This window comes from Enterocloster sp. OA13, from assembly GCF_022440595.1.
In the GTDB taxonomy this organism is placed as follows: Bacteria; Bacillota; Clostridia; order Lachnospirales; family Lachnospiraceae; genus Enterocloster; species Enterocloster hominis.
Window position 1 is genome coordinate 6,104,254 of sequence record NZ_JAKNTF010000001.1, and the last position, 18,142, is coordinate 6,122,395.

An 18,142-nucleotide genomic window follows, 5' to 3' on the forward strand; every position below is an offset into this window, starting at 1 on the left:
AGTTCTCCTTTATAAAAAATGTTTTGTGTTTTATTGTCTGATACCGGATACATAGACGGAAGATATACGGATATCGTCATCAAAAATAAGCAGGTCCGCTGACTTGCCCGGTTCAATGCTTCCGTATGTTTCCTGGATTCCCAGGAAGGAGGCCGGGTTCAGGGAAGCCATCTTAACCGCCTCCCAGACGGGAAGGCCGGCCTCCTGCACCATCACGCGGACCAGGCGGTCCGTGGTCGCCACGCTGCCTGCAAAGCTTGTAAAGTCAGGCATATTGGCAATCCCGCCTTCAATGATGACGGGCACTCCGTTCTTCCTGGAACCCAGTAAGGATGGGCCGTCCGGCATGCCTGCTCCCCGCATGCTGTCCGTTACAAGGCAGATATCCCCATGGTTCTTGCACTTAAGGATTAACCGTAACAGCTCAGGCGGAAGATGGATTCCATCGGAGATGATCTCCACTTTCAGCTGGTCAAACAGGTATCCGCATTCAATCAGGCCCAGTATGCGGCGCCCCCGCTTCCTGGTAATGGTGGACATGGCTGAGTAGAAATGCGTAATCTGGCCATAGCCGTGTTCCACTGCTTTGACAATATCGTCAAATCCCGCATCGCTGTGCCCCATGGAGGCCTTGATTCCCCTTTTGGCAAGCTCGTCCCCAAGTTCCAGTGCGCCGGGAAGTTCCGGTGCAACAGACCACCTTACGATGTTGCCCTGGCCGCGTCTTAGGATCTCATGATAGTGCTCCGGATTGGGATGCACCAGATACTTTGGAGGCTGTGCTCCAGCCTGGGCCGGGGAAAAATAAGGTCCTTCCAGATGGATGCCCAAAAGATGGGGCATCTGCTCCGTTACGGCCCTGGCCTGTCCATAGGATTCAAAAAAGGCAAACAGTTCTTCATCGGAACAGGTCAGCGTGGTGGGACAGATCCCGGTGGTACCATGGTTAAGATGCGCCCTGGCTGCGGTCAGTATATCTTCCATGTGCCCGTCCATGAAATCGGCGCCGCCCCCGCCATGACAGTGGATATCGATAAATCCCGGTGACAGATACTGGCCGCCGCAGTCCACCATGGTACAGGAGTTAAGCTGCTCCCGGTCAGGTGTTCCCTTGCCGATGGATTCAATCACCCCGTCTTTCACGGATACATAGTGGTTGTCAAGTACGGTATCAGGAAGGACAATCCGGGCGTTTGTAAATATAAAATGCTCCATATGTGTTTCGCTCCTTTAGTCGAATTGATTCCAGAATAGAAGAAAAGCAATTAAAAGTCAATAGGTTTTGGGTAAAATATACAATAAAGTTAAAGATTCATGAGATAAAAATAGCGAAAATTTTTTCCGTATTGACATTGCATATTGCAGTGGACTATAATATGGACAACGGAAACGTTTTCGAAAACAATTTAACTTAGTTAATTTCACAACATGTGACCAATTGCTGGGGAGAAAGTGGGAAGGAATGTGGAATTATGCTGATGGAAGTAAAAAAGATAACCTTAAAGGACATAGCCCAGGCCAGCGGATATTCCCTGGTATCTGTCCACAGGGCCCTGAATAACAAGGAAGGGGTCAGCAAGGCAGTTAAGCAGGAGATCCTGAATGTTGCCAATGAGATGGGATATACTGCCAATTACGTGGCTTCAGCGCTGAAGCGGCGTCAGGTGAACCTGGCAGTGGTGCTCCCGGAGCCGGAGGAAGGCGGAAAATACTATTTCCGTTACATATGGAAGGGCTGCAGGGTATACGAGGCAGAAGAGGAAGGATACAACATGAATGTGATGAACTACACATTCAGTGTTGACGGAGACTCCGGGGACAGGGAACAGGTGGAAATCTTAAGGAACCTGTATGAGGAGTGGGGAGGCCAGCTGGACGGTCTTCTGACAGCGCCTAATATCAACAGCTCCAGGATGGAATGCCTGTTAAGCCAGTTCACGGCAAAGGGAGTGGCCGTGGTCCTTATTGACAATGATTTTAAAGACTGCGGAAGGCTCTGCTGTGTGGCGCCCAACGACACCTATACCGGACAGCTGGCAGCAGAACTTATGAACATGGTACTCAAAGGACAGAAGGGCACCATCCTTGTTGCGGCGGGAGACGAAGGTTCCCTGTCCCATAAGATGAATGCGGCTGGTTTTGAGGATTATTTCAGGAAGAATAACGCGGACATCACGGTGAGATGCATACAGGATTTATACCGGGCAGAAGCCAACAAGCAGCAGATGCTGGCATGCTTCAGGGAAGATGAAAGCATTATCGGCGCATACTCCGTAAGGGCCAGGAACACCATCCCGCTGTGTGAGGCGGCGATTGCGTCAGGAAGGATCCAGGAGCTGTTCCTGGTGGGAAGCGACTTATTCCCGGAAAGCGCGCAGATGCTCAGTGACGGGATCCTGAAAGCCATTGTCTATAAGGGACCGTATCAGAAGGGGTATCAGGGATATAAAACCTTGTTTGAATACCTGATTAAAGGAATACCTCCCAAGGGCGAAGCCATCAGCGTACCCATATCCATCATTTTACAGAACAATATAAAATTTTATGAAGAATTTATCTAATGAGGAGGAAAAGGTAGATGAAGAAAGCGATATCCGTAATACTATCATGTGCAATGGTGATGTCCATGACAGCGTGTGGAGGAGGCGCGGCCAAACCGGCAGAGACAGCTGCCACCACGGCCCAGGCCGCTGCACCTGAAACATCCGGTGAAAAAGAGGAAGCTGCCAGTGAAAAGGAAGAGGGTTCAGAGGCAGCCGGACAGGACATGGGGAAAGAGCTGCATTTTAAACTGGCAGAGAACCAGCCCGATGGCAACCCGGTCACGGAGGGCATGAAAATGTTTGCCGAGCTGGCCAAGGAATATACAGGCGGTACCGTTAATATTGACGTGTATCCCAACGCCGCCCTGTGCGATGAGGCTTCCTCCATTGACCAGGTACAGATGGGGACACTGGATTTCTCCCGCGTGAATACAAATACAATGGCTCCTGTCATTGATATATTCGGCGTATTTGCAATGCCTTATCTGTTCTCCAGCACGGAACAGAAGTATAAGGCCCTGGACGGTGAAGCCGGTGAGGCGGTACTGTCAACATTGAGCGATTATAACATGGTTGGCCTTGACTATTACGAGGCTGGTTCCAGATGCTTTTACACGGTTAGTAAGCCCGTACGGTCCGTGGCTGACTTAAAGGGCATGAAGTTCCGCGTACAGCCCACGGAAGTGGCGATTTCCATGGTGCAGGCCCTGGGCGCAGAGGCGACCCCGATGGAATACGGCGAGGTGTTCCAGGGACTTCAGACCGGTATTGTGGACGGAGCTGAGAATGACTTTGTAAGCTACTTTACCTCCGGACATTACGAAGTGGCAAAGTATTACAGCCTGGACGGACATATGGCTCCGCCGGCCCTGTTAATCTGCAGCCAGGCTGCATGGGATAAGATGTCAGAACCGCAGAGGGAAGGCGTCATCAAGGCTTCGAAGGAAGCAGCCAAGTGGCAGCGCCAGGCCATGCAGGATTTCCAGGAGGAATCCAGGGCCAAGTGTGAGGAGGCCGGATGTGAGATCATCGAGGTTGACGTAAAAGAGTTCCAGGATGCAGTGGCTTCCGTTTACGATGAGTATCCACAGTATAAAGAGGTTGTGGATATGGTCCGTGCTGCACAGTAACCACAGCAATAACAGAGGAAGAATAACATGGGGCAGCCTTATGTCTGCCCCGTATTTTATCAATCATTGAGGAGGAAACGACCCTATGGGTAAGATAAAGAAGGGCCTGGGCTATGTTGTGGCCGTGGAACAGTATGTCTGCTGCGCGCTGCTGGTTGTGATGCTGGCCATCTGTTTTGTGGCGGTTGTCATGCGTTATGCATTCAACAGCCCCATTGTATGGTCGGAGGAAGTGATTCTGACCTGTCTGATATGGTTTGGATTCATGTGCATTTCCATCGGCATTTACAGGGATGACCATATCGCCATAGAAGGCGTCTTTAACAAGCTTCCGCCTTCGGTCAGGAAGGCATTGACTGTTTTCAGGCATGTTCTATTGATGGTATTCTGCATGTTCATGACCTACTATGGATGGAAGATTTTCAAGATTAATCTGCAAAAACGCCTTCCTGCAACACACTGGTCCCAGGGGCTGCAGTATTTTCCCATGGTGTTCAGCGGCGTCCTCATGACTGTCTACAGCATTGTGAACCTGATAGAAACCCTGATTCCATATAAGAAGGAGGAAACGGTAGAATGAGTGAAGTTGCAATCGGCACAATCATGTTATTTGCGGCATTGGCCATCCTTATGATCATCCGTATTCCCATTGCCTTTTCCCTGGCTATTTCAGCCATGATTACGGCAACTTATCTGGGAATCCCCTACTTTAACCTGTTCCAGAAAATGTCGGTGAGCCTAATCAGCTTTACCTTCATCGCCGTGCCCTTCTTCATCATGATGGCCCAGGTAATGACCGACGGGGAGATTACCAAAAAGCTGATGGCTTTCTGTAATATCATTGTGGGAAGGGTCAGGGGCGGCACGGCAATCGTGAACATCCTGGTGAGCATGCTGTTTGGAGGCATATCCGGCTCCTCGGCAGCAGACGTATCCTCCATCGGGGCCATGCTGATCCCGGCCATGATAGATGAGGGGTATGATGTGGATTACAGCGTTGCTGTTACCGTCACATCCTCTGTCGAGGGAGTCATCATCCCTCCCAGCCAGAACATGCTGTTCTATGCCCTTGCATCGGCCAGCGGCATTTCCATCAGCACGCTGCTGATCTGCGGTTATGTCCCGGGCATCCTTCTGACACTGGGATTGATGATTCCGGCCTATGCCATTGCCATGCAGAAGAAGTATCCTCTGGGCGAGAAGCATTCCCTGAAAGAGAATGTGAAGATAGTCACGGAGGCAGTCCTGGGTCTTGGGGCAATCGTAATCGTAATCGCAGGAACGTCCTTTGGCGTGTGTTCAGCCACGGAGGCAGCGGCAGTGGCGGCGGTCTATGCCCTGGTCATCACCGTGGTGGCATACAGGAACATGACCGTGAAAAAGTACATTGAGGGTCTTAAGAAATGTCTTCCTACCATGACCATGGCAATGGCAATCATATCGGCCTCAGGCGCATTCAGTTATGTGATGTCTTATCTGAAGGTTCCGCAGAACCTTACCACATGGCTGCTTTCCCTGACTTCCGACAAGATACTGCTGACCCTGCTTCTGCTGGTCATGATGCTGATACTGGGCTGTTTCATGGACATGGGAATCCTGATCCTTCTTACGACGCCGATCCTTTATCCCATTGCAACCGGGGTTTTAGGGTTTAATCCGTATCACTTCGGGGTTGTACTGGTGCTTGCCTATGGAATCGGGCTGTGTACGCCTCCGGTGGGGACATCGCTGTTCATCGGCTGTTCCATTGCCAAGACCCCGGTGGAAAAGGTGGTAAAGGGATTCATGCCCTTCTACCTGTCCATGGTGATCATGCTGCTCCTGCTCACGTTCATTCCCGCGCTTTCACTGGGGCTGCCGCGGCTGTTGGGGTTATTATGATGAAGAATATATTATGTTATGGCGACAGCAATACATTCGGCACGGATCCCGTGCACGGCGGCCGTCATCCCTGGGATGTACGGTGGACGGGAGTGCTTGGGCAGCTGCTGGGGCCGGGATACAATATCATAGAAGAGGGATGCGGAGGAAGGACCACTGTCTTTGACGATGAACTTTCCTATGGAAGAAACGGGCTTAAGATGCTGGTTCCCTGTATCGCCAGCCATAATCCCCTGGATTTAATCATCCTTTCCCTTGGAACTAATGATTTGAAACACCGGTTCCAGGCCACGGCCTGGGATTTGGGAAGGGCAATGGGGCAGGTTATCGATGGAATCAGGACATTTCCCTTTGAACCTGTCTACCCAAGACCGCAGATCCTGGTAGTCTCGCCTGTATTCATTAAGGAGGGGATTGAGGACAGTATGTATGGCTGCTTTACCAAAGAAGCAGCGGAAATGTCCCACGTATTTGCCAGGGAATACAGACAGGTGTGCAGTGAAAAGGGCTGTCACTTCTTTGATGCCGCCTCCGTGGCCCAGGCCAGCGATGAGGACAGGCTTCATATGACGGCGGCGGAGCATGGAAAACTGGCGGAGGCACTGGCGCCGGTGGTGAAAGGGTGTCTGGCGGATGGGAACGGTTTGTGAGGGCTGGACGGCTGAAGCGGGCGGAAAGCCCGGAAATAAATAGGATGTTAAGGCGCGTTTGAAAATTGTTTTCCTGAATCCTGTCCCCTGTACTGGCAGGATTCAGGAAATGGGGATATCTTACGGGGAATCTGAATGGATTTTCCCGGCGGATATCCCCTTGTTTTTTTGCTTTACGGTAAGAATCCATTTCCACACATGAATCCCTTCTTTTTTGCACCCTTGCAATCCTGAAATCCTGCACATGGGTCTGCACACTTGCAATCCTTCCCCTGGAATTATGATTTTAAATATGGTATGATAAGAGACGGGCAGAAAGACAAGATTGCTGTTAATAAGATTGCCTTTAATAAGATTGCTGTTAATAAGATTTCGGTCAGTAAAAAAATACGATGCGGGGAGAACATAAGATGCGCTACGAATATACCTACAGGAATAATGGCCCGGAGCTGTGGCAGCTTTCCATGTATTACACATATGGCTCCATGGTGGGGGTATGTAATATTATATTTACAGTGGCAGTAATGGCGCTGGCTGTTTCCAGATGGAACGATGCAGGCATCATGATGCGGTGTATGATGGTGCTGGGATGTCTTTTATTTACCGTAATCCAGCCGGTCATGGTCTATGGAAGGGCAGTGAGGCGGGCTAATGCAGTCACAAGGGATACCAAGGTCTGCTTTGATGACAGCGGCATCCATGTGACATATGGGGACGAGAGTTCTGATATGAAATGGGAGACAATAAAGAGGGTGTCTAAGAAGCCTACCATGATTATTGTTTTTTCGGATACGACCCATGGCTTCGTGCTGACAAACAGGGTTCTTGGAAGCGGACGGGAAGCATTTTATGAATATGTTGCCTCAAAGGTAAATAAGGGCTGAGGATTTTGCTGCGGCCCGGGGTGCATTTGTAAATTGCTTTCCGTCAGATGTGCGGACGGCGGGAATGGATTTTCAGACACGGCCCTGGGAAAACAGATTGGGAAAAGGAGAAGTGTGCAGCGTGAAAAAGAAAACAAGGGCAGTGGTAGTATGCGGGCTGGCGTTTTTGATGTGTATTGCCACTGCCTGCCACAGCAGGACAGAGCGGGAGAAGGCCCAGGCCAATGTGCCGGAATTTGTCCTGACCTATGCGGAAAACCAGGCTGAGGATTACCCTACCACCCAGGGCGCGTACAAGTTTGCGGAACTGGTGTATGAGCGGACCGGGGGCAAGATTGAGATTCAGGTCAATGCAGGCGGTGTCCTTGGGGATGAAAAGACGGTAATTGAACAGCTGCAGTTTGGTGGCGTTGATTTTGCCAGGGTATCCCTTTCACCGCTGGCTGAATTCGTGCCTAAGCTGAATGTGCTTCAGATGCCGTATCTGTATACAAGCAGGGAACATATGTGGAAGGTCCTGGAGGGAAGTATCGGGGATGATTTCATGAATTCCTTTGGCGGCTCCCATCTGGTGGCCCTGTCCTGGTATGATGCGGGCGCCAGGAACTTTTACAGCGCGGCAAAGCCCATTGAATCCCTGGAGGATATGAAGGGGCTGAACATCCGTGTCCAGGAATCTGAACTGATGATGGATACCATTGAGGCGCTGGGGGCCACCCCTGTGCCCACTGCATTTGGGGAAGTATATTCCGGGCTTCAGACCGGTAAGATAGACGGGGCTGAGAATAACTGGCCTTCCTATGAATCCACCAGGCACTACGAGGTGGCTAAATATTATACCCTGGATGAGCATACGCGCGTACCCGAACTGCAGCTGGCGGCCCAGCCCACATGGGATAAGCTTTCCCCGGAGTACAGAAGCATCATCAAAGAGTGCGCGCTGGAGTCGGCGAAGTATGAGAGACAGCTGTGGGCTGCCAGGGAGAAGATTTCAGAGAACTTCGTGAGGAATGCCGGCTGTGTGGTGACAGAGCTGACACCCGGGGAAAAGGCGAGGTTCCAGGAAGCGGTTGCCCCCATGTATGAAAAGTACTGTTCGGATTATGTAGATATCATAAACGCTATCATGGAAGCAGGAAAAGCCATGTCTGCCCATTGAATGATTTCAGATGGGAGACATGGTTTTTTTTTGTAATGTATTGGAATTATTCCATGCGCTGCAGCATTTCACTGCCCAGTGTCCTGAACACCTGACAGTATCGCCGGAAGCCGTCCTGTCCGATGATATAGATATTAGGCATGTAGGACATCCTTTTCCTGGCATATGCAATCCGTTCCAGTCCGTTGTCAATGGAAGTGTGGTTACTTAATGCCACATCTGCCTTCACTGTCCTTGCTGTTTCCATAAAATAATCCAGGGATTTAAGGTATTGTCCTACCCCCTCCCTTGTCCATGGCGGTGTGGCGCCTCCCCATAAGGCCGCCATATGGGGCTGGCTGTCTTCCGTTACGGGAAAAAGATAGCTCAGGCATCCCGGGGTATGCCCTGGTGTGCCGCAGACATATATGGTCTTGTTTCCCAGGGTGACGGTATCCTTGTCCTGAATGTAGTAATCAATCCTGTAATCTTTCCAGGTTTCCGGGCGGTCTGGTTTGGCCGGGTGCTCCTGCCAGAAGATATCATCTGTTTCTGACAGATATGTTTTGAGATGGTACCTGTCCGCCAGCCACCGGCCGCAGCCCGTGTGGTCCACGTGTCCGTGGGTCAGCAGTAGTTTCCTTACCGGGCATCCGCCCCATCCCGCATCCCTGATGGCATTGACAATTGCATCAAATGCCTGTTTTGACGGCCAGATTGCATCTATTATAATCAGTCCGTCCGTGGTCCATAGTACAAAACAGCTGGTTTCCCTCTGGGAAACAATCAGAAGGTCATCAAAAATCATGGCGTGGGTGAAAAAGGACATGTCTTCCATGGCCCTTATTGTTTCCTGTGTAACCAGTGGTGTGTTTAATCGGTTCATTTTATATTCTCCTCTGCGCAAATACTTGGTTTTAGGGCTGCACAGAGGATTATCGGTTTTTGGCAGGCATTTTTATAATGGTATCCATTATGTCTCCTTTCCTTGCGGTATGGCAGTCTATAGGGGATATGACAGCTTCAGGCCACGGCATTCCTTATACGGAAGCCATGGCCTGATGATTCGTCCATATGATACTTTAGCTGACAGGCACCACAAGGACATCGCTGGACTCGCTGGTTGGTGATGCCGGCTGTGTACCTTGGGTGGGCGACGGGCTTGGGGATTGTGTCGGTGCGGTATCCCCTCCTGGTCCGGCGGGCGCATTGGTGGCCTGGGTGGGTGACGGCGACAATGTGTTGGCCGCAGTGGTTTCCGGAGCTTTTGTGGTTTCCGGGGCTTTGGTGGTTTCCGGGGCCTTAGTGGTTTCCTTGGCGGCTTTTGTGGTTTCCTTGGCAGCCTTAGTGGTTTCCTTGGCGGCCTTGGTGGTTTCCTTGGCAGCCTTAGTGGTTTCCTTGGCGGCTTTTGTAGTTTCCTTGGCGGCCTTAGTGGTTTCTTTGGCAGCCTTGGTGGTTTCCTTGGCGGAACTGCCTGCCTTGGAGGTGCTGCCGGAAGAACCGCTGCCGGAACCGCCTGTTTCGGATGAAAAATCATTGTCGCGGCTGCTGGTATCAATGCCCTCGGTGTGGCTGGTGAAGGAGGCTTTGAATGTATTGCCGGCGTAATCTTCTATGTAGACGGTCAGTGAGGAGGTATCCATGGGGAACGTGATGGTCCCGCTTGTACCTGTGGCCCCGGTGCTGCCAGTGTCCTTGGTGACGTTCACTGGCTTTACCGTCTGGTCATTTTCATCTGTTGCATAGGCTGTATCAAAGTTGACGCCGGACTGGCTGTCACTTACATTGATGGTCAGCCGGCCGCCTTCCATTACATAATCTTCTTCATTGATGGTGGGCGGTGCATCGTCCAGGGTTGCAACATGGTCGTATATACGGTTAGACATCCCGTTCCAGCCGGTCACATATATTTCCAGGGTGCCGTTGTCTTCCAGGGTGGCCTTATATACTCCTTTTTCCTTGACCATTTCCAGGGGTTTTGTCTCCAGGCTTACGGTCATCTCCTTTATGGGAAGCAGGGAACGGACCTTGACGGTCAGGTCGACTGTCTTATAATCCTGGGTATCGGATACCGTATATTCAATCTTTGGCGTTGAGACAGCCAGGAAAAGGATGATCAGGTTCAGGACAATGAAGGGAAGAACGAAGCAAACCAGGTTGAACAGGGTCCGGTTGTCCTTCCAGGAACGTTTATTGTAAGTGTTGCGTTTGTTGCTGCGGTTTCTTTGTCCGCCGTAGGAGCCGGATGAACGCTCGCTGCGGGGAGCCGAATATGATGAATGACGATTCATGGAAAATCCTCCTTAAAGTATAAGCACCGAAAAATACTTTTATAGCATATCAGAAAATGTCTTTTCTTACAAGGTGAAGTTGGAAAATGCCAAAGATTGCACAACGCTCTTCAAAATAACGGCTGATTATGGTATGATAGGTGTAGTCCTGCCGGTTCAGGACACAGTATCCACAAAATAAAATATGCCGTCACAAAAGGAGCAGAACCCATGATAGGAGAAGCAGCTGTATTTGCCGAAAGGGCACACAGGGGGGTATTCAGGAAGGGGACGGACATTCCCTACATAACACATCCCATGGAAGCAGCAGTGATTGTATCCGCATTTACGGATGATGAAGAGATGATTGCAGCTGCATTGCTGCATGATGTGATGGAGGATGCCGGGGTTACGCGGGGAGAGCTGGAGCAGGCTTTTGGTCCCAGGGTTGCCTGGCTGGTGATGGATGAAAGCGAAGATAAGAGAAAGACCTGGCAGGAGAGGAAGAGCTATACGGTCCGCCATCTCATGACTGCCTCCAGGGAGATTAAGATACTGGCTTTGGGGGACAAGCTCAGCAATATGCGCAGCACTGCCAGGGATTACCTGGTTTTGGGCGATGACATATGGCAGCGTTTTAACGAGAAGGATAAGAGAAAGCATGCGTGGTATTACTGGGGAATTGCCCATGCATTGAAGGAACTGGAGAGTCACGTATATTATCAGGAATATATCATGCTGTGCAGGAATGTATTCGGTGAAGATGTATACGTGCAGGAATAAAAGATTCCCGGTAATTTGAATTGGTAAGGAGATTATCCATGAAAAGAATTGGAAGGTTTTGTAGATTAACGGCTGCCATACTGACAGCCGGAATTATTTTCAGCACGCAGGGGCTGACCGCAATCGCAGGCACCACGGGCATCGGGTCCGCCAGGTCGGAACAGACAGGTCCCGGCGTGGCAGGACAGACAGGAGGCCAGAACCAGGCAGGGCAGACAGGAGGCCAGAACCAGGCAGGGCAGGCGGAAGGCCAGGCCACGGCAGGGCAGACGGAGGGCCAGGCCACGGCAGGGCAGACGGAGGGCCAGGCCACGGCAGGGCAGACGGAGGGCCAGGCCACGGCAGGGCAGACAGAAGGCCAGGGCCAGGCAGGGCAAGTGGAAGGCCAGGCCCAGGCAGGCCAGGAACAGGCGCCGCCCGCGCAGCCGGAAAACCCGCTGCAGGTCAATTACAGTGCCTTTATAGTACAGCAGGGCTGGAGCGCGGCTACGGCGGACAACCATCCCTGTGCGGCCGGGGCAGGCTCCTGGGTAACTGCCATGAGAGCCAATCTGATTAATATACCCCAGGGTGCGCAGGTAGGAATCCGGTATCAGGTTAACCTGAGCGGTTCCGGCTGGCTGTCCTGGTCCGAAGACGGGGCAGAGGCAGGGGGAGCAGAAAGCGTCATGCCCCTTGAATCCATCCGCATGGAACTGACCGGGAGCGCGGCATCTGATTATGACTTATATTACCGGGTGCTTCAGAACGGGTCATGGACGGACTGGGCTGCCAACGGCAGTGCCTCGGGTGTGGAAGGGGCGGGACTCAGGGTAGATGGTATCCGCGCCTCCATCACAGCCAAAGGGGCAGGTCTTCCGGCAGAACCTGTACTGACGCCCGGAATATCGTCTTCCATTGACCCCTCAAGGCCCATGATAGCGCTTACCTTTGACGATGGGCCTAAGACATCGGTTACCAGCAGGATTTTGGACAGCCTGGAGGCCAATGGGGGAAGGGCCACCTTCTTCATGGTGGGTTCCAATGTGAATGCCAATGCAGGCGTAATCAAACGTATGGTGGCACAGGGCAGTGAGGTGGCAAACCATACACATGACCACAAATACATTTCTAAGCTGAATGCAGAGGGTATCATCAGCCAGATAGGTTCCACCAACCAGAAGATTGAAGCCATATGCGGTGTCTCGCCGGTGCTGATGCGTCCTCCGGGCGGTTATATCGATGCCAGGTCCCTGTCCGTGGTGGGCAATATGGGGATGTCGGCCATTATGTGGTCCATTGATACAAGGGACTGGCAGCACAGGAATGCGCAGAGGACCATTGATACGGTACTGAGTCAGGTAAGGGACGGGGATATTATCCTGATGCATGATATTTACAGCACCACGGCAGACGCGGCAGTGGTACTGATTCCTGAACTGACCGCAAGGGGCTACCAGCTTGTGACGGTCAGTGAACTGGCTGCCTACAGGGGCGGGGCTGCTCCGGGACACAAGTACAGCCAGTTCAGGTAGAAGCATATTGAATGGGATATGAACATTTGACAGAGCATATACGGACACAATCAGGGACCGCTGCCCTACAGTCAGGAATGGATTCACAGACTGTAGGGCAGCGGCCCTTTTATGCCTTCATATTAATATGGACTATCAACCTAAGAAGCGCATCCACCGCACCCGCTGCATCCGCTTCCAGGCTCCCTGGCAGTTCCAAAGACCTGTTCATGGAGGCGTCTTCCGGTGGGAGTGGCGGCAAGTCCGCCTTCCGCTGTTTCCTTAAGTGAGGAGGACATGGCGTCCCCAACCTTCTTCATGGTCCAGATGACCTCGTCCGCCGGGATGGCGCTTTCAATGCCTGCCAGCGCCAGTTCAGCTGCCACAAAGGCCCCGGCCACGCCGGAGGCATTGCGCTTGATGCATGGTATTTCCACTAATCCGGCCACCGGGTCGCATACCAGTCCAAGAATATTCTTGATGGCAATGGCGATGGCATGTTCCACCATGTGTGGAGTGCCTCCGGCCAGTTCCACAATGGCAGCGGCAGCCATGGCGGCGGCAGAACCGCACTCGGCCTGACATCCGCCCTGGGCGCCTGCCAGGGATGCGTTGTTGGCAATGACCATGCCCACGGCAGAGGCTGTAAACAGGGACATGACGCAGTCCCTTTCAGGAATATTCTTTTCCGCCTGCATGGTGAGGAGGGCTGCCGGAAGGATGCCGCAGCTGCCTGCAGTGGGAGCCGCCACAATACGGCCCATGGAGGCATTCAGCTCTGAAACAGCCAGTGCGCGGTACAGTGCGCCTGAAAGAAAGGAGCCGGTAAGGCTTGTGCCGCTTTCTGCAACCTGGCGCATCTTATAGGCGCTGCCGCCTGTAAGCCCGCTGGTACTGCGCAGGTCTTTATTAGATCCTGGTTCAATGCATTCAGCCATGACCCGGTAATTGCTTCTCATGTGTTCATATATGGATTCCTCACTCTGTTCCATCTGCAGGGCCTGTTGGTTCAACACAAGCCGGGAGATGGGAATCCCGCCCAGTTCTGCGGCAGCCACGACCCCGGCCACGGAAGAGTAATTAAAATCTAGTTCCATCGTAAGATTCCTCCTTATTGTTAGATGGGCTGCAGCATGGTACTGGAGAAGACATTGGGCAGTACCTTGATTTTCTGGTTCAGTTCCGGGCCAAAGCTGCCGTCGATTTCAATGGTCATCACTGCATCCCCGCCTTTTTGCTGCCTGGACAGACGGAAATTACAGATGTTGACCCCTGCTTCCGCCATGACCTCGGTTACGGCTGCAATGGTGCCCGGCGCATCGCGGTGGAGCACAATCAGGGTGGTATGCTGGCCCGTGATGGATACCTCCATGCCGTTGACCTCTGTCACCAGGATGTTGCCGCCGCCTATGCTGCTGCCTAAAAGGGATACCCTGTTGCCATTGGCATCCGTCAGGGCCACCCTGGCCGTGTTGGGATGGGCGCCGTCAATGTCGCCCGTGGTTATGGTTACCTCAAGCCCCTGTTCCCTTGCAAGCTCAGGCGCCCTGCGTATGCGGCTGTCATCCGTGGACATGCCCATGATGCCTGCAATCAGCGCCTTATCGGTTCCATGCCCTTTATATGTCTTGGCAAATGATCCGTGGAGGAAAATGTCTGCCTTCACGGCGGGCGCTCCCAAAAGCGCCAGCGTGATACGGCCAATCCTGGCGGCCCCTGCGGTGTGGGAGCTGGACGGGCCTATCATCACAGGCCCGAGGATATCAAAAACGTTCATGGTTTTTCGCCTTTCTTTATGACTTTTTTCATGAAATTATAAGCCTTGTACCTGTCTTACGGATTTTCTCCTCCATCAGCGGGGTGATGCCCCCATCGGTGATGATGGTGTCAATCTCCTCAAATGGGCATATTTTAATCAGGCTGGCTTTGCCGAACTTGGAGGAATCCGCCAGGACAATGGTCCGGCTGGCAGACTGATGCAGCTGGTTTTGGATCCGTATCTCACTGAGCCGCTGGTCCGTACAGCCCACCACCGGGTCAATGCCCGTGACCGTCATAAACATGATATCTATGTGTATGCTTTCCAGCGTGGCGGAAAAGTCATTGACCAGTGTATATTCATCCCGGTTTAAGACCCCGCCCGTAAGGATGATGGTAATTCCTGGATTCTCAGCCAGAATCAGGGCGTTCTGGATGGAATTGGTAACCACGGTCAGTCTGTGGAAACGTTCCTTGAGGGTCAGCGCCATCATCTGGCTGGTGCTTCCATAATCCAATGCAATGATCTGTCCCTCCTCCACCATGGACGCCGCCTTTGCCGTGATGGCTGATTTCTGCTCCAGGTGCTGGGAATTACGGATCTGCAGGGAAATGTATCCTCCGGGCATATCCGGCGTTGTTCCTATATCAACGGGCACGGCGCCCCCGTGCACCCTGGACAGACGTCCCTGGTTGTCCAGGTATTCAAGGTCTTTGCGTACTGTCTCAGATGATACCCCCATTAGTTTTACCAGTTCGGCTGTATGTACAATCCCATCTTTATCTAAAAGTTCCAGAATCTTGTTATAGCGCTGCTTCGCCAGCATGAATGATTGCCCTCCCTTCCGGTGTCATCCTTCTGATGCCATGTTTTGCGTTGATGCACAGTTCTTATATTATACCCCAATTTCCCAATTTAGAAAAGAGAATATACAATGATTCCCAATAAAAACCCAGCCGGGACCTTGCGGACGCCCATAAAAGATGTTGTGAAAACTTGTGAATTATTGAGAATATATTCATTATAACGGAGGAAAACCCAATTTTATAGATGCTAAATGCACAAAAAACCAACAAAAATTTTGTTATAATTGCGAAAAAATTTGATATTATTGCGAAAATACTTGAAAACCCAATAAAAAGCAGATATACTAAGTCTGTAGCAAAATTACATGACCTCGCTGGGAACGAGTGTACCGTTGGCGCTTATGGCAGGAATGTCCATGCTGCGCAGAATCAGGTATATATGACGAAAGGAGATTTAATGATATGAGTAATGAGACAAGGGCAAAGATTGTGAAGGCAGCCCCAAACCGCTGGCTGGTGTTCTGTATCCTCACACTTTCAGGAGGAATTGCATTTAAGCTTTCATCCATGAAGGATATGTTCTATGTACCTATGCAGCAGTTCATGGGTCTTTCCAATACCCAGATAGGCGGCGCCCTGAGCGCGTACGGAATTGTACAGACCATCGGCCTGATAGCCGGTATCTACATCTGCGATATGTTCAGTAAGAAATACATGATAGGCGGATCACTAATCGGACTTGGCGCCGTGGGTGTATACCTGTCTACTTTCCCCGGATACTGGGGCTTCCTGGTGGCATTCGGCGTCATGGCCATCTTGGGAGAGGTTACATACTGGCCCGTATTATTAAAAGCAATCCGTCTGCTGGGCGATGAGAAGACCCAGGGCCGTATGTTCGGTTTTCTTGAAATGGGGCGCGGTATCGTAGATGTAATCATAGCATCCACGGCCCTTGCCATCTTTAAGGCAATGGGAGAGGGCGCAGGCGCATTAAGGGGCGGCCTCCTGTTCTTATCCGCCGTCACCGCTGCAGCAGGCGTGCTCTGCCTGATATTTGTTCCCAACGATGAAAAGCGTGTGGATGAGACAGGCAAGGAAGTCAACAAGGCACAGGCTGCATTCGGCGGCATGATGCAGGCTGTTAAGAGTGTGGATATTTGGGCTGTTTCATTGAACGGATTTACGGTATACTGTATATACTGTGGACTTACTTATTTCATACCATTCCTGAACCAGATATATTTCCTGCCTGCAACCGCGGTCGGTATGTATGGAATCGTCAACCAGTATGGCCTTAAGATGGTAGGCGGCCCAATCGGCGGCTTCATGTCCGATAAAGTCCACAAATCATCTGCCAAGCATATCAGGGCCGGATTTGTGGTATGTATTATTGCGATGGCGGCATTCCTCATGGTACCTCATGAGACACTGGGACAGAACGGAAACTGGATTCTGGGAGCAGCATGTACACTTGGCTTTGGCGCCATTGTATTTACCATGCGCGCCGTGTTCTTTGCACCTATGGATGAGGTCAGGGTCCCAAAGGAAATCACCGGAGCTGCCATGAGCCTTGCCTCCCTGGTCATCTATCTGCCGAATGCATTTGCCTATGTAATGTACGGCAGCTTCCTTGACAGGTATCCGGGTATGGCTGGTTTCAGGATTGTATTTGGTGTCATGATTGCCTGGGCTGTTGTGGGCGTGGGCGTATCCACATTCTTAATCCACCGCATCAAGAAGTGCCAGGCAGCGGACAATGCAAAGTAAGAATTAGAAGGACGGTATGATAGTATGAAAGAATATAATGGTTTTAAGAACTGCGGCAGCTGGTATAAGGGAAATATCCACAGCCATACCACGGTATCGGACGGCATGCTTACCCCGGAGCAGTCTGTAAAGCTGTATAAGGAAAACGGATATCATTTCCTTTGTTTTTCAGAACATGACATATTCACGGATTACAGGGAGCAGTTTAACACGGAAAACTTCATCATAGTGCCTGCCGTGGAAAGCAGCGTTGTGCTGTATCGGGCCAAAGGAACCAATGAGCGTTATAAGATACACCATCTCCACGGCATCCTTGGGACCCAGGCCATGCAGGACGCGGCGCCTCTTGGGACCTATAAGCATATGCAGTATATCCCGCCCATGAAGTTCTTTGGGGAGTGGACCGGGCCAAAGGCTGCCCAGGAGGTGGCGGATATGCTCAGGGACCATGGATGCGTGACAACATATAACCATCCTATCTGGAGCAGGGTGACAGAGGAAGAGTTCATATATACGGAGGGCGTCAGCTCCCTGGAAATCTATAACTTTAATACGGTCCAGGAATCCAACACAGGATATGATGTGACCTACTGGGACAGGATGCTGCGCATGGGCAGGCGGATTAATGGCTTTGCCAGCGACGACAATCATAACGAGGGCCTTTTCGAAGATTCATGCGGCGGCTGGATCTGTGTCCAGGCACCGGACCTGAGCCATGACAGCATTGTACAGAACTTTATTGACGGCAATTACTATTCCTCTTCCGGACCGGAAATCCATGACTGGGGTGTAAGGGATGGGAAGGTGTGGATTGACACATCCGCTGTGAACCATGTAAACTTTGTATGTGGGAATATCATCAATGACGGGACCACAGTCCTGGGGGAGCGGTTTAAGGATACGCTCAGCCACGCGGAATATCCACTGAAAGGTCATGAAACCTATGTGCGTGTGGAGGCAGTGGACCGGTACGGACGTACTGCGTGGACAAATCCCATTTATCTGGAATGGTAGATGGTACGTAATGGTAGACAGTAC

Annotated in this window: 17 protein-coding genes; 11 read left to right on the forward strand and 6 right to left on the reverse strand. The window is 51.6% G+C overall.

What is annotated here, in order from left to right:
* Positions 1-30: 30 nt before the first annotated feature.
* Positions 31-1,215: an N-acetylglucosamine-6-phosphate deacetylase gene (gene nagA / locus MCJ35_RS27230; RefSeq protein WP_025484301.1), complete on the reverse strand. Its 1,185-nt coding sequence runs from the start codon at positions 1,213-1,215 to the stop codon at positions 31-33.
* A 257-nt stretch (positions 1,216-1,472) separates the two neighbouring features.
* On the opposite strand from nagA, the gene MCJ35_RS27235 reads away from it, so the two are divergent.
* The 7 genes from MCJ35_RS27235 to MCJ35_RS27265 all read left to right on the forward strand — a co-directional run bounded on the left by MCJ35_RS27235 (position 1,473) and on the right by MCJ35_RS27265 (position 8,247).
* Complete coding sequence (locus MCJ35_RS27235; protein ID WP_120056506.1) at positions 1,473-2,561, forward strand: substrate-binding domain-containing protein; 1,089 nt, start codon at positions 1,473-1,475, stop codon at positions 2,559-2,561.
* Between the two features lie 17 nt (positions 2,562-2,578).
* Positions 2,579-3,673, forward strand: a complete 1,095-nt coding sequence (locus MCJ35_RS27240) for a TRAP transporter substrate-binding protein (RefSeq protein WP_025484298.1) — start codon at positions 2,579-2,581, stop codon at positions 3,671-3,673.
* Positions 3,674-3,758: 85 nt separating this feature from the next.
* Positions 3,759-4,253: a TRAP transporter small permease gene (locus MCJ35_RS27245; protein ID WP_025484297.1), complete on the forward strand. Its 495-nt coding sequence runs from the start codon at positions 3,759-3,761 to the stop codon at positions 4,251-4,253.
* A complete protein-coding gene (locus tag MCJ35_RS27250) occupies positions 4,250-5,554 on the forward strand; it encodes a TRAP transporter large permease (protein ID WP_025484296.1) in 1,305 nt (434 codons plus the stop codon). Before MCJ35_RS27245 ends, MCJ35_RS27250 begins: the two co-directional genes overlap by 4 nt.
* Positions 5,551-6,204: an SGNH/GDSL hydrolase family protein gene (locus tag MCJ35_RS27255; RefSeq protein ID WP_240299717.1), complete on the forward strand. Its 654-nt coding sequence runs from the start codon at positions 5,551-5,553 to the stop codon at positions 6,202-6,204. The genes MCJ35_RS27250 and MCJ35_RS27255 overlap by 4 nt, the downstream gene beginning before the upstream one ends.
* 410 nt (positions 6,205-6,614) lie before the next feature.
* Positions 6,615-7,088, forward strand: a complete 474-nt coding sequence (locus MCJ35_RS27260; protein WP_008723969.1) for a YcxB family protein — start codon at positions 6,615-6,617, stop codon at positions 7,086-7,088.
* A gap of 169 nt (positions 7,089-7,257) precedes the next feature.
* A complete protein-coding gene (locus MCJ35_RS27265; RefSeq protein WP_120056670.1) occupies positions 7,258-8,247 on the forward strand; it encodes a TRAP transporter substrate-binding protein in 990 nt (329 codons plus the stop codon).
* Between the two features lie 46 nt (positions 8,248-8,293).
* On the opposite strand, the gene MCJ35_RS27270 is transcribed toward MCJ35_RS27265, so the two are convergent.
* Both MCJ35_RS27270 and MCJ35_RS27275 read right to left on the reverse strand, forming a co-directional pair.
* On the reverse strand, positions 8,294-9,112 hold the full coding sequence (locus tag MCJ35_RS27270; RefSeq protein WP_025484292.1) for an MBL fold metallo-hydrolase: 819 nt from the start codon (positions 9,110-9,112) through the stop codon (positions 8,294-8,296).
* A gap of 196 nt (positions 9,113-9,308) precedes the next feature.
* Positions 9,309-10,517, reverse strand: a complete 1,209-nt coding sequence (locus MCJ35_RS27275) for a hypothetical protein (protein WP_025484291.1) — start codon at positions 10,515-10,517, stop codon at positions 9,309-9,311.
* Between the two features lie 210 nt (positions 10,518-10,727).
* Between MCJ35_RS27275 and MCJ35_RS27280 the strand changes: the two genes are divergently transcribed.
* Both MCJ35_RS27280 and MCJ35_RS27285 read left to right on the forward strand, forming a co-directional pair.
* On the forward strand, positions 10,728-11,279 hold the full coding sequence (locus tag MCJ35_RS27280; protein WP_008723977.1) for an HD domain-containing protein: 552 nt from the start codon (positions 10,728-10,730) through the stop codon (positions 11,277-11,279).
* A gap of 38 nt (positions 11,280-11,317) precedes the next feature.
* Complete coding sequence (locus MCJ35_RS27285; protein ID WP_240299718.1) at positions 11,318-12,793, forward strand: polysaccharide deacetylase family protein; 1,476 nt, start codon at positions 11,318-11,320, stop codon at positions 12,791-12,793.
* A gap of 140 nt (positions 12,794-12,933) precedes the next feature.
* Here the strand turns inward: MCJ35_RS27285 and sdaAA are convergent, their stop codons facing one another.
* Genes sdaAA through MCJ35_RS27300 form a run of 3 tightly spaced genes read right to left on the reverse strand, consistent with a single transcriptional unit; the run spans position 12,934 to position 15,357 of the window.
* Positions 12,934-13,869 carry an L-serine ammonia-lyase, iron-sulfur-dependent, subunit alpha gene (sdaAA, locus tag MCJ35_RS27290; RefSeq protein ID WP_227794555.1) on the reverse strand — a complete coding sequence of 312 codons (936 nt, stop codon included), beginning with the start codon at positions 13,867-13,869 and terminating at the stop codon, positions 12,934-12,936.
* Between the two features lie 20 nt (positions 13,870-13,889).
* Complete coding sequence (gene sdaAB, locus MCJ35_RS27295; protein WP_025484288.1) at positions 13,890-14,549, reverse strand: L-serine ammonia-lyase, iron-sulfur-dependent subunit beta; 660 nt, start codon at positions 14,547-14,549, stop codon at positions 13,890-13,892.
* Positions 14,550-14,577: 28 nt separating this feature from the next.
* Positions 14,578-15,357, reverse strand: a complete 780-nt coding sequence (locus tag MCJ35_RS27300; RefSeq protein WP_008723985.1) for a DeoR/GlpR family DNA-binding transcription regulator — start codon at positions 15,355-15,357, stop codon at positions 14,578-14,580.
* 442 nt (positions 15,358-15,799) lie between these two features.
* On the opposite strand from MCJ35_RS27300, the gene MCJ35_RS27305 reads away from it, so the two are divergent.
* Entirely contained in the window at positions 15,800-17,104 is a 1,305-nt protein-coding gene (locus MCJ35_RS27305; RefSeq protein ID WP_025484286.1) for an MFS transporter, read from the forward strand.
* A gap of 24 nt (positions 17,105-17,128) precedes the next feature.
* The gene (locus MCJ35_RS27310; RefSeq protein WP_008723995.1) at positions 17,129-18,118 is read left to right on the forward strand and encodes a PHP domain-containing protein; all 990 of its coding nucleotides are present in this window, start codon (positions 17,129-17,131) and stop codon (positions 18,116-18,118) included.
* Positions 18,119-18,142: the final 24 nt, after the last annotated feature.